Genomic DNA, 13857 nt, shown 5'->3' with positions numbered 1-13857 from the left:
TGTCGAGAATCAGCAAATTGCTGATGGCGCTCCGTTCGGCATTGCGCTACACCGAGGGAGGCCCAGAGCCAGGGAGGAGAGCCCATCCGATGGAGTCCGCCGACAAACAAGCCGAAGTGCGCCGTGCTGGCCGCGCCGCTGCGGACAGCCCAGCGACGGAACCCGCCATGAAAAGCCGCGCTCCGCAGGCCTCGCTGGGCCCGCGCATGGCGGCGCAGAGGACATCCATCGCCGCCTTGCAGAGTGGTCCACGCGCTGCCGCAGCACCGCGGCGCAATGCCCGTTCAGGCCTGCCCGAGCAGCTCAGATCGGGCATCGAGTCGCTGTCCGGCCTGCCGATGGATGGGGTCAGAGTCCATTACAACTCGCCGAGACCGGCCCAGCTGAACGCACAGGCTTATGCCCAGGGCCATGACATCCACCTGGCACCCGGCCAGGAGCGGCATCTGCCGCACGAGGCCTGGCATGTGGCGCAGCAGGCCCAGGGCCGGGTACGGCCCACGCGACGCGCGGCGGGCGGCGTGGCCATCAATGACGAGCGCGGGCTGGAGCGCGAGGCCGACGCCATGGGCGCGAAAGCACTGAACCACGCCGGGACGGCCGTGCAGCGCCAGCGCGCGCCGGCCCGGCCGGAGCATGGCGGCGGCAGCGGCACCGCACAGCTGCAGAAAACCGCCGTGGCCATCCTCGGCCAGACCCATACCGACCTGGCCTTCCTGGAGCATGTGCAGCTGGCCATCGAACGGCTGCAGGGCGCGGGCATCCCCTTCACCGTCGTGATCGAGGAAACGCCCGATACCACGCTCGATGAGCTGATCAAGCGCTGCGAGGACACGATCGAAGCCGGCAAGTCCCGCGAAGGCGTCAGCATGGCCGAGGCCGAGCTGCCGATCTATCGCTTCATACGCCAGCACAGCATCCGGTTCATGGGTGTCGACTCGCCGAAGACGAAGCAGGTCGACAGCGCCACCACCGGCAATGAAGCCGTCGAGCTCGTCGACCGGCTGGAATTCGAGCGCCTGCAGGCCATGACGCAGGGCATCCTGGGCGAGGCTGCGGCGCTGACCCGGCAGGGTGGCGGCGTGGTGCTGGGCATCCAGTTCGGCAACAGCCATATCGCCGGGCTGATGGAGATGCTGCGCCAGGGCGCCGATAAGCAAGGCATGGGCACGACCGTGTCGGGCACGATCTCCACCGGCGGCTACACCAAGCGTGGCGACGCACTGAAGTCCGCCAGGCGCAGCGCCGACAGCCAGCAAAGCTCCTTGAAGAAGCACCGGCGCACGGACTCGCTGGACGAGCTGATCCTGACGCTGGGCGGCATCGTCGAGGAGTGTTATGAGGAAGACACCTGGTCGACCCGAGGCATCACGGTGACCTGCACCAGCACCTACAGGAATGATGTCGCTGCCGTCGTCGACCGCGCGATCGACAGCGCCCGCAAGAAGGGCATCGAACGAGCACAGATCCGCATCGCCATCGACGACGATCTGCCCAGCCCCGCGCGAGCCCGCTCGCGCCGGCAGGAGACAGCGCCGCTGCTGGGGGCCGACGACGACGGCTGCTGCTGCTGCATCATCAGCTGAAGCGCTTGCCCGGCACGGTCCGGCACCACCCGACGGCTTGCATTTGGCGTCGGCGCTACCATCTCGCTTCTGAAGAACCCAATCCCGAGCCCCTGCAGCGTGACCACCTCAGCCCCCTCTCCCGCCCGCGTCCAACGCATCTCCAGCGCCCGCCTGCCCACCAAGCATGGCGAGTTCGTCGTTCATGTCTATCAGGCGGCCGACCATCCGGATGAGCATGTGGTGATCGTCAAGGGCGATGTGGCGCGGCCCGAGGTGCTGCTGCGCATGCACTCGGAATGCTTCACCGGCGACATCCTGGGCTCCTTGCGCTGCGACTGCGGCGAGCAGCTGGCGCTGGCGCTGCAGCGTATCGAGGCCGAGGGCGGCATCGTGATCTATCTGCGCGGCCATGAGGGGCGCGGCATCGGCCTGGGCCAGAAGCTGCGCGCCTACGCGCTGCAGGACAAGGGGCTGGACACGGTGGAGGCCAATCTGGCCCTGGGCCTGCCGATCGACAGCCGGCGCTTCGACGCGGCGGCCGACATCCTGCGCGACCTTGGCGTGCAGTCGGTGCGCCTGATGAGCAACAACCCCTTCAAGGTGGCCGCGCTCAACGAGCTGGGCATCGCCGTGATCGCCCGTGAGGGCCATGAGGTCGAGTCCAACGAGGAAAGCGGCCGCTATCTGAAGACCAAGCGCGAGAAGCTCGGCCATCAGCTGCACATGCTGCCGTAATGGCACGGTTTTGTGCGCAGGGCGTTCACCCCGGGCGCCACGGCCGATTTCAAGCCCGCGATTAACCCTGATTTCGCAACGCTGCATTCCACGAACCCGCTCTTTTGATCTCGATCAGTGCCCGGATCTGTTGCCCTATGCAACGGTGTCGAGGGACACCCGAGCATCGGTGGTCACATCCATCCGGTGGCCTCCCAACATCGAAAGACGAGTTCATGAAGTACAAGACTTTTGCCTTCTCCGCCCTGGCCCTGGCCGCCAGCTCGATGACCTTCGCCCAGTCGAACAGCGACAGCAGCCAGGTCACGCTGTATGGCGTGGTCGATGCCAATGTGCAGGTGCTGGATGGCGCCTCCACGCTGAGCCGCGTGCAGTCCGGCGGCCTGAACGGCTCGCGCTTCGGCATCCGTGGCACCGAAGACCTGGGCGGCGGTCTGCGTGCCTTCTTCACCCTGGAGTCCGGTGTCAATCTGGATGACGGCACCAATGGCCAAGGCGCCTTCTGGGGCCGTCAGGCCTTTGTCGGCCTGGCCACGCCCTACGGCAAGGTCTCGCTGGGTCGCCAGTACGGCAGCGTCTACGCGCTGACCAGCGACTTCAGCCAGTTCTCCAACAACAACACCGGCGCCTCGACCGCGGTGATCGGCGGCTTCGGCGGCTATGAGCCGGTGCGTGGCAGCAACAACACGGCCACCGGCAACGGCGGCCCGGCCCGCGTCAACAACTCGGTCAAGTTCGAGTCGCAGAACTACGACGGATTCAGCGCCGGTGCCCTGTACGGCGCCGGTGAGGTGGCCGGTGGCACCACCGACAACCGCATCGCCGACATCTACGGCCGCTACACCAAGAACGGCTTCGACGCGATGCTGTCCCTGGTGGACGACAAGGCCGACGTGATCGGCCAGAACATCCGTACCGTCTCGGCTGCGGCCGCCTACGATATGGGCAGCTACCGTTTCAACGGCGGCGTGATGCAGATCAACGACCGCAGCAGCGCCGACCGGGACGGCACCGGCTACTGGCTGGGTGCCAGCTACCGCCTCGGCTCGCACCTGCTCAAGACCCAGTACGTCCAGAGCAAGAACGACGGCAGGCTGGCCGATGGCAAGACCCAGGCCTTCGGCGTCGGCTACCAGTACGACCTGTCCAAGCGCACCGCGCTGTACTCCTCGCTGACCCAGTTCAAGAACGATGGCGTCGGCTACGCCAACCGCGCCGCCGGTTCGCTGTCCTCGGGCCTGACCAGCGCCTCGGATCGCGATCTGACCGAGGTCGTCGCCGGCATCCGCCACAGCTTCTAAGCCACCCGGCTTCTCGGCACAGCCCACCCCCTGCGGGTGGGCTTTTTCTTGGGTGGGCGTGATTTTGTAGGCGTCGTCCTACCGCGACACCCGCCGCACGCCGGGAGACAAGGCCGGGAGGCTTCAAGATAATCGGGCCATCCCATGCTTGCCTGCCCGCCCCCCGCCGTCATGTCCGCCCTCCGATGTTTTTTGGTCGAAGACAGTCCCACGATCCGGGCCGAGCTGATTGCCACGCTGGAGGAAATGCTGCCGCTGCAGGTGCTGGGCTGGGCGGACAACGAACACGATGCGCTCGAATGGCTGGACCAGCCCGAGCACCATTGCGACCTGATCCTGATCGACCTGTTCCTCAAGAGCGGCTCGGGCATGGGCGTGCTGGCCACCGCCGGTAAAAAGGGCGCAGCGGCCAAGCGCGTGGTGCTGAGCAACTACGCCACCGTCGACATCCGGCGCCGCTGCCTGGCGATGGGGGCCGATCGCGTGTTCGACAAATCCAGCGAGATCGACGAGTTGGTCGACTACTGCCGGACTATTGAATCAAGCCATTCTTGAGTGCGTAGTAGGTCAGATCGCTGTTCGAGGCCAGCTTCATCTTCTCCATCACCCGGGCCCGGTAGGTGCTGACCGTCTTGACGCTCAGACACATCAGCTCGGCCATCTGGCCGACCGTCTCGCCCTGGGCCAGGCGCAGAAAAACCTGCAGCTCGCGCTCCGACAACTGCTCATGGGCCGGCTTGTCGTGATCGCCACCCAAGCCCTCGGCCAGCAGTTCGGCCACCGCCGGCGTGATGTATTTGCGACCGCGCGCCACCGTGCGTATCGCCAGCACGATGTCCTCGGGATCGCATTCCTTGTTCAGATAACCGCTGGCGCCCTGGCGCAGCAAGGTGGTGGCGTAATGGCTTTCGGGGAAACCGCTCAGTATCAGCACCGGCAGCTCGGGTGCGCGCGCCTTGATCGCCGCCAGCGCATCGACGCCGCCATGCTCGGGCATCGACAGGTCCATTATCAGCACATCGATCTCGCCGGCGCGCACCAGATCGAGCGCCTCGCGCCCGTTGGCGGCTTCGCCGGTGACGCTGATGTCGACCTGCTCGGCCAGATACTGGCGCAAGCCGGCGCGGACAATGGCATGGTCATCAACGATGGCAACACGGATCATGATGGCTGCAACGGCGCGCGTCGTCTCGAGATGAACACAAAGAGAGTTTAGGTCATGCATGCCGATCAATTTGCCTTGCTGGAGCGACTGCAACGCAGCGCCTACGTCTTCCCGCTGGCGGTGCTGGCCGCCGCGCTGATGATCAGCATCAGCGAAAGCAGCTATGTGAAGGCGCGCGGCACGCTGACCGAGCTGACCGAGATGGGCCGCGCGCGGCTGATGATCTACAACATCAAGCTGCGCGCCACCGATGCCGAATCGGCCCAGCGCGGCTATCTGCTGACCCGCCGGCGCGAGTATCTGGGCCCCTATGAAGAGGCCAACGAGGACCTCAGCCGGGCCATGAAGAGCCTGCGTGCCCACTACCAGCAGCTGCAGGACGAGCAAGCTCTGACCCTGCTCGCGCAGCTGGAACAGGCGGTGGGCGCCAAGATGGGCGAGCTGGCCGAGGTGCTGGAACGCCAGGAACGCGGCCGCGCCGACAGTGCGCTGGAGCTGATACAGGCCGGCATCGGCCGTGATCAGATGGAGCTGATACGCTCGCGCGCCGAGGAACTGATGCACCGCGAGAACCTGCGCGTCGGCGCGGGGCTGCGCGAGGTCGTCAACGCGCTGCTGCAGAACCGCGTCGGCGTGGCCGCGATGACCGCGCTGAGCCTGCTGGCCCTGGCCATGTATCTGCGCCAGAGCCGCGCGCTGTCCCGGCAAAGGCTGGCGCTGGCCGAGGCTGTCAAGGCCGAGCGCGATCTGCTGGAGAGCGAGGTCCATCGCCGCACCGAGGAGCTGACCCAGCTGGCCACCCATCTGCAGAGTGCCCGCGAGGACGAGCGCAGCCGGCTGGCCCGCGAGCTGCATGACGAGCTCGGCGCGCTGCTGACCGCCGCCAAGCTCGACGCCGCCCGCATCAAGCCCAAGCTGCCGCCCGAGCTGCAGGAGCGGCTGAGCCATCTGAACGAGGCGCTCAACAGCGGCATCGCGCTGAAGCGCCGCATCATCGAGGACCTGCGCCCCTCCTCGCTGACCCATCTGGGCCTGCTACCGGCGCTGGAGATCCAGGCCCGCGAGTTCAGCGAGCGGCTGGAAGTGCCGGTGCTGACCGAGCTGGAGGCGGTGCCGCTGTCGCCGCGCGCCGAGCTGACGATCTACCGCCTGATCCAGGAAGCCTTCACCAATATCGCCAAGTACGCGAACGCCAGCGAGATCCAGGTCAGGCTGCTCAACCGCGACGGCCGTGCGCTGGTCGAGGTGCGCGACAACGGCCAGGGCTTCGACACCAAGCAGCAGACGCTGTCCTCGCATGGCCTGCTGGGCATGCGCTACCGGGTCGCGGCCGAAGGCGGCCAGCTGATGATCAGCTCGGTGCGCGGCCAGGGCACCGTACTCAGCGCCAGCCTGCCCCTCCCCGCCCCGCCGCCCGCCGCGCCCCTGTAGGCCCGCGCCTACAAATGCGCCCGCCGCCGCCTCACAGCCGCACGGGCGCTGCGCTGCTGGGCCGGCGCAGCTCGGATTCCTATAGTGAAGCCATCAAATCTTCACTAGGAGCCCTCTCATGCTGCATTACGCCGTTGTCTTCTTTCTGATCGCCCTGGTGGCCGCCGTGTTCGGCTTCGGTGGCATTGCCGCCGGTGCCGTCGGCATCGCCAAGGTGCTGTTCTTCGTCTTCGTGATCATGGCCCTGGTCAGCTTCGTGATCGGCCTGATGCGTCGAGGCTGAACCCGTTCACTGTCATCATCCCCAAGGAGCTCACGATGAAAACCACGACACAACACCTGGCCATTTACGCAGGTGTCAGCCTGTCCGCCCTGGCCCTGATCGCCTGCCAACCCAAGTCCGATGAAGCGACGGTGGGCCAGAAGGTCGACGGCGCCATCAGCCAGGCCGAGCAAAGCGCCGAGCAGGCCAAGGCCAAGGCCGAGGAGATGGCCCGCGATGCCAAGACCGCCGGCGGCGCAGCGATGGACAAGGTCGAGGCCGGCCTGGGCGACGCGGCCATCACCGCCAGCATCAATGCCGAGCTGGCCAAGGACGCTCAGCTCAGCGCCCTGAAGATCGACGTCGACACACGCGAAGGCCGGGTCGCGCTCAAGGGCAAGGCGCCCAATGCCGATGCGCGCGCGCGCGCCACCCAGCTGGCCTCTGCGGTCAAGGGTGTGGTCAGCGTCGACAACCAGCTGAGCATCGAGTCGCGTGGCTGAGTGAGTCCGCGAGCCCACCGGGAGCCGGCCGCCATGCAAGCCCTCGCCGCCATCAGCCAGGCCACCCGCCTGGAAGGGCTGAGCCCGGCCATGCAGAACTATCTGCGTGAACGGGTCAGCGAAGCCGGGGCCGATGCGCCCTGGCTGCTGCCGACCCAATGGCAGATCCAGCTCTACCAATGCCTGGGCGATGCGGGCAGCGCCCGCGCCCTGTGCCGGGACTTGCTGAATCTGGCCGACACCGCAGCGTCCGACGATGCCGGCCTCGTCGCCGTCTTCGAGTGCGCGCCCTGCCAGGACCATCGCTCCTTCGAGGCCAGCCTGGCCACCCATCTGCGCCTGATGCAGCAATTCGACACCCGGCTGTCGCTGACCCATCTGCGCGGTCATATCGATGAGGCCAGGCTACAGATCATGTCGCGCAGCGTGCGCATGATTGCACTGCACGCCGACGCGGAGCGCTTGTCGCGCGTGCTGCCCTGCCCGGTGCTAGCTTTCTCGATGCTGTGAGCCTGGCCTCGCCTCAAAGCCGCGGCCGGGCCCGCTCCAGCAGTCGTCGGCAGGCCTGCAACATCTGCTGATCGGCGGCGCTGTTGCCGCTGTCCATCAGGGGCAGCAGCGCAGCCAGGGGATTGATCAGACCCAGCAGCACGGCCGGCACCAGCCGGCGCATCAAAGGCTGGGCCTGCAACTGCCACTGCGGGTCACCGAGGCTGCCGCTGATTTGCACCGGCGTACGCAGCGACAGCGGGCTGAAGTCCTTCGGTGCCACCCGCAGGCGCAGATCCAGCTGCTCGCTGGCCAGCGACAGACGTCCCTCCATCCACAGCGTCGAGTCCTCGGTATCGAGCACCAGCGCGCGTGGCACGACCTGACCCTCGGACACATCCAGATCGGCCAGCGCGCAATGCAGCGGCAGCGCACTGTCGCCGCGCAGCAGCAGGCCCAGGCCTTGTGCCAGATCGACACCGGCAGCCTCGACGGCCAGGTGCGAGATCGCGCCCTGCGACAGCGTCACGGTGACGCGACCACGGGCACTGGCCAGCAGTTCGGCGGTCGAGCGCCCCTGGCCGCTGAGCTTCAGCCGGCCGCGCATCTGGCCCGTGATCCAGGCCGGCTGGCCCGGCGCGCGGGTCTGGCGCAGCCAATGCGCGAGGTCGACCTCGGTCCAGTTCAGCTCGGTCTGCCACAGCGCCAGCGCGGCACGCCCGTCCAGGCTGATAGCGCCGGCCAGGCGGCCGTGCGAGGTGCCGGCCTGCAAATCCTGAATGCGCAGCACCCCGTCCTGCAGCAGCAGCCGTGCCCGGGCCGGCGCCAGCGTCTCGGCCAGCGCGCTGCCGAGCTCGATGCGTTGCAGGTCGACGGTCACATCGGCATCCATCGCCCGCAGCGAGGGCAGATCGAATTGCCGCCTGGGCAACACGCGATCACCGGCCATGCGGGGGCCGGGCTCGACCGGCAAGCCGATGGCCGGCCCCAGATCGGCCAGCCACAGGGCTTCGCCGCCGAGACGGCCGCTCAGGGCCGGACGCCCGCCGGTGCTCTGCTCCTGCAGCACGAAGCTGCCGTTCAAGCGGCTGCGACCCAGCAAGGCCTGCCCCACCTCGACCTGCCAGCGCTGGCCTTCACGGGCCAGGCGACCTTGAAACTTGAACGCGGCGGTGCTGGGCAGGGTCAGGCCCAGCGCATCGCCGATGGCCGACAGCGAAGGCCCGCCGAGCCGGTAGCTGCCGGCCAGGCCTTGCAGACCCAGCAGCTCGCGCAGCGAACCCTCGAAGTCCAGCGATGTCGCGCCCGCACGCAGCTGCAGGCGCAGCGGCACGGCGCTCTCGCCGGCATTGATCCAGGGCAGCGGCGAGGCCGTGTCCAGCCAGGCTTGCAAGGGGCGTCCCAGATATTCGCCATGGGCGGTGGCAAACAGGCCACCGTCGCGGCCGTCCCGATCGGCGAGCGCAAAGTCGATCGTCGCGCTGAGCCGGCGCGGCCGGTCATTCAGCACCAGTCGGCCGCCACCCAGCCGCAGCTGTTCGAACTGCAGCAAGGCCTCGCCCTCGCTGGATTGCGGACCGGTCTGCAGCGTCCAGCTGGCGCGGCCCTGCAGGTCACGCCACAGATCGAGATCGGCCGAGCGGGCCTGCAGCGAGCGCACGCGCAGGCTGCCGCTGCCGCGCCAGTCCCACAAGTCCCAGTAGCGCAGGCGCAGCTCCACCGCCTCGGCGCGCAGGGTCGGTGTCTGCGCCCGCCAGGCGGGACCGGCGATCAGCAGATGGTCGGCCCGCAGGCGCAGGCCGCCGAGCAGGCGCAGCTGCAGCACGGCCTTGCCCTCAGTGGCCGGCCCGAAACGGACTTCACGCCCCAGGCGCTGCGACAGCATCTGCGCCAGCGGCGCGGCCAGCCACGGCCAGCCCAGGCTCTCGCCGACGGCAAAGCCGCCGGCACACAGGGCCAGACCGATCAGAGGCAGGCGCAGCTTCATCGAGGTCCGATCGGAGGATGGTGCGTGAAAAAAAAGGCCACCCGGCGCGTACTCGCGACGGGTGGCCGAGGCTGCGGTCCCTTGGGGGCTCAGGAGCGCACAGACAACTCGTTCTTGACCTGCTTGACGCCGCTGATGCCGCGCGCCAAGGATTCGGCCATGGCGCGCTCGTTCTGGCTCTTCGCGAAGCCCGACAGCATCACGGTGCCGTTGAGCGTCTCGACGCTGATCGCGGCCGCGTCGACCTGCTTGCTCTCGACAAACTTCGCCTTCACCGCCGTCGTGATGGCCGCATCATCGATATAGGCGCCGACCGTGGACTGGCCACGGCTGACGGCGCAGCCCTGCAGGGCCACCAGGGACAGCGCAGTTGCCAACGAAATAACAATTGCACGGGTAGACATCATCATGAGAGTTCTCCTTAGGTTTTATTGCTGGACCGGCGGCTGGCTGACAGCCTCGGTCGTGTCGTACAGGAACGGGAAAGCCACTTCGTAGCCGAGCTCGAGAGCGGCCGCATCGACCGGCTCGAGCGGCGCCTGCGGGGCCCACAGGGCTTGAGGGAAATCACTGAAACTCATCGGATCCTCCTGTTGCGGTGGGCCGCCTGGGACTGGGTAGGCCTTACTTCTTCTTGCTCAACTCATTGCCGATGGCGCCGCCGACCACCGCGCCGCCGACCGTGCCCACGGTGCTGCCGCCGGTGGCCGCCGCACCGACCACACCGCCAACCACCGCACCAACGGCGGTATTGGCCTCGCGCTTGCTCATGCCGGCACAGGCGCTGAGACTGAGCGCCAGCGTGGCGATGGCCAGGGTGGAGAGAAGGCTGTGTCTGTTGATCTTGTTCATGCTGGACTCCTGTAAGGGGTGTCCGCAGTGTGCGTGGCGAGGTGGCCGGCAAGAATCAGCCAAGCTCGCGAAGCCGTGTCAGACAGCGCCGACACGCCACCGGCCTGCGTCGCAACAAGCACCTATCTCGGCACGAAGCCGGGAAAACCCGCAAAATCACGGGCAAACCACAACCGGCCGGTATCCACCACGCCATCAATGGACAGACTCACCGCCCCCTCCGCCACCCCACAAGCCAGCCTGCCGAGTTCCAGATGGCTGACCCTGCCCGCGCCGCTGCTGGCCGCCCTGTTGGCGGTGCTGCTCTGGCTGAGCCTGGCCCCGCCCCAGGTCATGCATGTGATGCGCGAGGGCGGCCCGATCGAGGGCATGACCGAGATCCTCTACTTCTTGCTGGCTGCCGCGCTGTGGTTGAGTCCGCGCGCGGCGGGCGAGTGGCGCACGACGCTGGCGCTGTCGGTGATGCTGGCCGCGGCCGGCGCGCGCGAGATGGACCTGCACAAGCACTGGACCGGCATCAGCGTGCTCAAGGTCAGCTTTTACCTGCGCGATGCGCCGCTGCATCAGAAGATCGTCGCCTTCGTGATCCTGGCGCTGATCGCCGCGGCCGCCATCGACCTGCTGCGCCGGCATGGCAAGGCGCTGTGGCAGCGCCTGAAGGCGCGCGAGCCGGTCGCCTGCAGCATCGCGCTGTTCTTCGTCACGATGGCCATCAGCAAGGTGCTGGACCGCTCGATCAACGTGCTGGCCGAGGACTTCGGCATCGCCAGCTCGGCCTCGGTGCTGGCCCTGGTGTCGGCGCTGGAGGAAACGGTGGAGCTGTCCCTGCCGGTGATGGCCGGCCTGGCGCGCTGGCAGTATCTGCGGCTCAGAAGGGCCTAGCATAGGCAGCCATGCGCCTCCTCGTCGTTGAAGATGATGCCCAGCTGGGCGATGCCCTGGCCAGCGGTCTGCGCCAGCTGGGCCATGCGGTCGACTGGTTCCAGGACGGTGCCAGCGCCGGCGCCGCGCTGGCCGGCGCGCCCTATGACGCGATGGTGCTGGACCTGGGCCTGCCCGGCGGCGATGGCATGCAGTGGCTGGCGCGCTGGCGCTCATCGGGGCTGGCGCTGCCGGTGCTGATACTGACGGCGCGCGACGCCGTCGAGCAGCGCATCGCCGGGCTGGATGCCGGCGCCGACGACTATCTGGTCAAGCCCATCACGATCGACGAGCTGGCCGCGCGGCTGCGCGCGATGCTGCGGCGCTCGGCCGGCCGGGCCCAATCGGTATGGCAGCATGGCGCGCTGGCCTATGACCCGGCGACCAAGCAGGTGCGCTGGCGCGGCCAGCCCGTCGAGCTGACCGGGCGCGAGATGGCGCTGCTGGAGGTCTTGATGGCCCATCCGCAACGCGTGCTGAGCAAGGAGCATCTGAAGGACAAGCTCTACGACTGGAGCGGCGGCGAGCCCGAGGGCAATGCGCTGGAGGTGCATATCCACCATCTGCGCCGCAAGATCGATCCGGCCATCGTGCGCACCGTGCGCGGCGTCGGCTATGCGCTGGGCGCGGCCGAGGAGGCCCAATGAGCTTGCAGCGGCGGCTGCTGCTCTATCTGCTGATGTGTGCGCCGCTGGTCTGGGGCGTGGCGCTGTTCATCTCGGTGGACCGGGCCCGGCATGAGGTCAACGAGCTCTTCGACACCGAGATGATCCGCCTGGCCCGCCAGGTGCAGGCGACGCTGAGTTCGACCCAGCCGGGCGAGCGGGTGCCCGCCGCGCCAGCGGAAGGCGCGGCCGATGCCGGCGAAGCCGATGTGCGCGATCTGGCCATCGCGGTCTGGGATGCCGGCGGCCAGCTGCTGCTGTCCGACCGCGAGGGTGTGCAGCTGCCGCGCAGTGCCGAGGCGGCGGGTTTTGTCGACCTGACGCTGGAGGCCGAGCCCTGGCGGGTCTACTACCTGCAATCGGCCGGCGGGCAATGGCTGGTGGCGGCCGGGCAGAAGGCCTATGAGCGCGACGAGCTGGTGTTCGACCTCACCGCCAGCCAGCTCGGGCCCTGGCTGCTGGTGCTGCCGGTGCTGCTGCTGGCAATGGCCTGGGCGGTGCGGCGGGCGCTGGCTCCGGTGCACCAGCTGACCGCCGAACTGCAGGGCCGCGGCCCGAATGATCTGCAGCCGGTGCCGCAAAGCCATGCGCCGGCCGAGCTGAAGCCGCTGGTGGGGGCGATGAACGGCCTGTTCGAGCGCATCGACACCATGCTGGCGCGCGAGCGCCGCTTCACCGCCGATGCCGCCCATGAGCTGCGCACGCCGCTGGCCGTGCTGCGCGCGCAATGGGATGTCGTGCGCCGCTCGGCCAGCGCCGAGGAGCGCGCCGCCGCCGAGGCCAAGCTGGGTGCCGGGCTGGAGCGCATGGACCGCCTGGTCACGCAGATGCTGGCGCTCTCGCGCCTGGAGACCAGCGCCGGCCTGGGCCACAGCAGCGAGCTGCACTGGCCGGCCATCGTCGAGCAGGTGATCAGCGACTGCCTGCCGCTGGCCGAGCGCCGCCGCATCGAGCTGGCCTGCGACTGGCCGGCGCCGGGCGAGCATGCGCTGCCGCTGCTGGGCGACGAGCAGCTGATGATGGTGCTGCTGCGCAATCTGCTGGACAACGCGCTGCGCTACGCGCCGCCGGGCACGACGGCCACGCTGCGCTTCGAGCCCGGGCGGCTCAGCGTCGAGAACGAGGGCGAGCCGCTGACGGCCGAGCAGCTGGCGCGCCTGGGCGAGCGCTTCCACCGCAGCGAGGGCCAGGCGGAGAGCGGCAGCGGCCTGGGCCTGTCCATCGCGCAGCGCATCGCCGCGCTGCACCGGCTGAAGCTGGCGTTCGGTGCCGGCGCCGATGGGCGCGGCTTCCGGGCCGTGCTGAGCCGGGCCTAGCCGGGCTTAGCCAGGCTCAGCGGGACTTGGTCTTTTCGAGCAGGGCCCGCGCCTCCTCGCGCCGGCCGGTGTCGGCGATCTGACGGCCGGGCCGGGCCGGCGCCTGCAGCGCGCGCTCCAGATAGGCCTGTGCCTCGGCCGGCTGCCTGGTCTCGATCAGGTATTCGGCATAGAAGAAGTTCGGATCTATGCCCTTGGGATTCAGCGCCAGCGCCTTTTGCAGCAGCTCGCGCGCCTTGGCCTTGTCACCAAAGGCGATCGGCCAGCCCGGCACCTTGTAGTACAGCACGCCCAGGCTGTTGTAGGCCGAGCCCTCCAGCGCGTTGCCGTCGATCTTGATCGCCGACTCATACAGCACCTTGGCCTGCTTGACCAGGCCCAGCGCACCGAGGCCGCCCTTCTCACCAGCCCAGGAGCTGACGACGATGCCCTCCCAGACCAGCGGCTCGCTGCGGCCGGCAAAGCTCTCGCTGAGCTTGTGGGCCTTGGCAGCCAGGGCCTCGAAGCGCTTCTCGCGCTCGGCCGCAGGGGTCTGGTAGCGGATCACCTCCCAGTCGTGCTGGATCTCGGTGACGGCGTCGTCGACAGCGGCGGCCTGGGCCATCGGTGCGCCAGCAAAAGCAAGCAGCATGCTCAGGTGCAATGAAATCTTCATGGATGGG

The 13857-nt window shown here is 68.3% G+C and carries 17 protein-coding genes; 11 read left to right on the top strand and 6 right to left on the bottom strand.

The genetic code is table 11. The features are described 5' to 3' along the window. Positions 1-167: 167 nt before the first annotated feature. The 4 genes from ABGI63_RS08425 (at position 168) to ABGI63_RS08410 (ending at position 4159) form a co-directional block, all read left to right on the top strand. Positions 168-1586 (top strand): eCIS core domain-containing protein, encoded by a 1419-nt coding sequence (locus ABGI63_RS08425; RefSeq protein ID WP_349742016.1) that lies wholly within the window; start codon positions 168-170, stop codon positions 1584-1586. A gap of 99 nt (positions 1587-1685) precedes the next feature. Continuing rightward, positions 1686-2303, top strand: coding sequence for a GTP cyclohydrolase II (gene ribA, locus ABGI63_RS08420; RefSeq protein ID WP_349742015.1), 618 nt, complete (start codon positions 1686-1688; stop codon positions 2301-2303). A 215-nt stretch (positions 2304-2518) separates the two neighbouring features. Further along, entirely contained in the window at positions 2519-3604 is a 1086-nt protein-coding gene (locus tag ABGI63_RS08415; RefSeq protein WP_349742014.1) for a porin, read from the top strand. Positions 3605-3748: 144 nt separating this feature from the next. Beyond that, positions 3749-4159, top strand: a complete 411-nt coding sequence (locus tag ABGI63_RS08410; protein ID WP_349742013.1) for a response regulator — start codon at positions 3749-3751, stop codon at positions 4157-4159. Here ABGI63_RS08410 and ABGI63_RS08405 read toward each other — a convergent pair. Next, complete coding sequence (locus ABGI63_RS08405; protein ID WP_137941224.1) at positions 4137-4769, bottom strand: response regulator; 633 nt, start codon at positions 4767-4769, stop codon at positions 4137-4139. The two genes, ABGI63_RS08410 and ABGI63_RS08405, sit on opposite strands and share 23 nt — an antisense overlap. A gap of 54 nt (positions 4770-4823) precedes the next feature. Here ABGI63_RS08405 and ABGI63_RS08400 point away from each other — a divergent pair, with 54 nt between their 5' ends. The 4 genes from ABGI63_RS08400 (at position 4824) to ABGI63_RS08385 (ending at position 7475) form a co-directional block, all read left to right on the top strand. After that, positions 4824-6200 carry a CHASE3 domain-containing protein gene (locus tag ABGI63_RS08400; RefSeq protein ID WP_349742012.1) on the top strand — a complete coding sequence of 459 codons (1377 nt, stop codon included), beginning with the start codon at positions 4824-4826 and terminating at the stop codon, positions 6198-6200. 118 nt (positions 6201-6318) lie between these two features. Then, complete coding sequence (locus tag ABGI63_RS08395; protein WP_137941226.1) at positions 6319-6483, top strand: DUF1328 domain-containing protein; 165 nt, start codon at positions 6319-6321, stop codon at positions 6481-6483. Positions 6484-6518: 35 nt separating this feature from the next. Next, complete coding sequence (locus tag ABGI63_RS08390; RefSeq protein WP_349742011.1) at positions 6519-6965, top strand: BON domain-containing protein; 447 nt, start codon at positions 6519-6521, stop codon at positions 6963-6965. A gap of 33 nt (positions 6966-6998) precedes the next feature. Further along, positions 6999-7475, top strand: a complete 477-nt coding sequence (locus ABGI63_RS08385) for a hypothetical protein (protein ID WP_349742010.1) — start codon at positions 6999-7001, stop codon at positions 7473-7475. 13 nt (positions 7476-7488) lie between these two features. On the opposite strand, the gene ABGI63_RS08380 is transcribed toward ABGI63_RS08385, so the two are convergent. The 4 genes from ABGI63_RS08380 to ABGI63_RS08365 form a co-directional block, all read right to left on the bottom strand. After that, positions 7489-9441: an AsmA family protein gene (locus ABGI63_RS08380; protein ID WP_349742009.1), complete on the bottom strand. Its 1953-nt coding sequence runs from the start codon at positions 9439-9441 to the stop codon at positions 7489-7491. 89 nt (positions 9442-9530) lie between these two features. Then, entirely contained in the window at positions 9531-9848 is a 318-nt protein-coding gene (locus ABGI63_RS08375; protein ID WP_432767400.1) for a BON domain-containing protein, read from the bottom strand. A 21-nt stretch (positions 9849-9869) separates the two neighbouring features. Then, positions 9870-10022 (bottom strand): hypothetical protein, encoded by a 153-nt coding sequence (locus ABGI63_RS08370; protein ID WP_171018114.1) that lies wholly within the window; start codon positions 10020-10022, stop codon positions 9870-9872. A 43-nt stretch (positions 10023-10065) separates the two neighbouring features. Beyond that, positions 10066-10293, bottom strand: coding sequence for a YMGG-like glycine zipper-containing protein (locus tag ABGI63_RS08365; protein ID WP_137941230.1), 228 nt, complete (start codon positions 10291-10293; stop codon positions 10066-10068). Between the two features lie 198 nt (positions 10294-10491). Between ABGI63_RS08365 and ABGI63_RS08360 the strand changes: the two genes are divergently transcribed. The 3 genes from ABGI63_RS08360 to ABGI63_RS08350 are packed head-to-tail and all read left to right on the top strand — an operon-like array spanning position 10492 to position 13195. Continuing rightward, on the top strand, positions 10492-11175 hold the full coding sequence (locus ABGI63_RS08360; RefSeq protein ID WP_349742007.1) for a hypothetical protein: 684 nt from the start codon (positions 10492-10494) through the stop codon (positions 11173-11175). Positions 11176-11186: 11 nt separating this feature from the next. Then, entirely contained in the window at positions 11187-11861 is a 675-nt protein-coding gene (locus tag ABGI63_RS08355; RefSeq protein ID WP_349742006.1) for a response regulator, read from the top strand. Continuing rightward, a complete protein-coding gene (locus ABGI63_RS08350; RefSeq protein WP_349742005.1) occupies positions 11858-13195 on the top strand; it encodes an ATP-binding protein in 1338 nt (445 codons plus the stop codon). The genes ABGI63_RS08355 and ABGI63_RS08350 overlap by 4 nt, the downstream gene beginning before the upstream one ends. Positions 13196-13211: 16 nt before the next feature. On the opposite strand, the gene ABGI63_RS08345 is transcribed toward ABGI63_RS08350, so the two are convergent. Next, complete coding sequence (locus tag ABGI63_RS08345; RefSeq protein WP_349742004.1) at positions 13212-13850, bottom strand: tetratricopeptide repeat protein; 639 nt, start codon at positions 13848-13850, stop codon at positions 13212-13214. Between the last annotated feature and the right edge of the window lie 7 nt (positions 13851-13857).

This window comes from Roseateles cavernae (assembly GCF_040187885.1).
In the GTDB taxonomy this organism is placed as follows: domain Bacteria; phylum Pseudomonadota; class Gammaproteobacteria; order Burkholderiales; family Burkholderiaceae_C; genus Roseateles_E; species Roseateles_E cavernae.
This window is presented reverse-complemented; position numbering and strand designations above follow the sequence as displayed.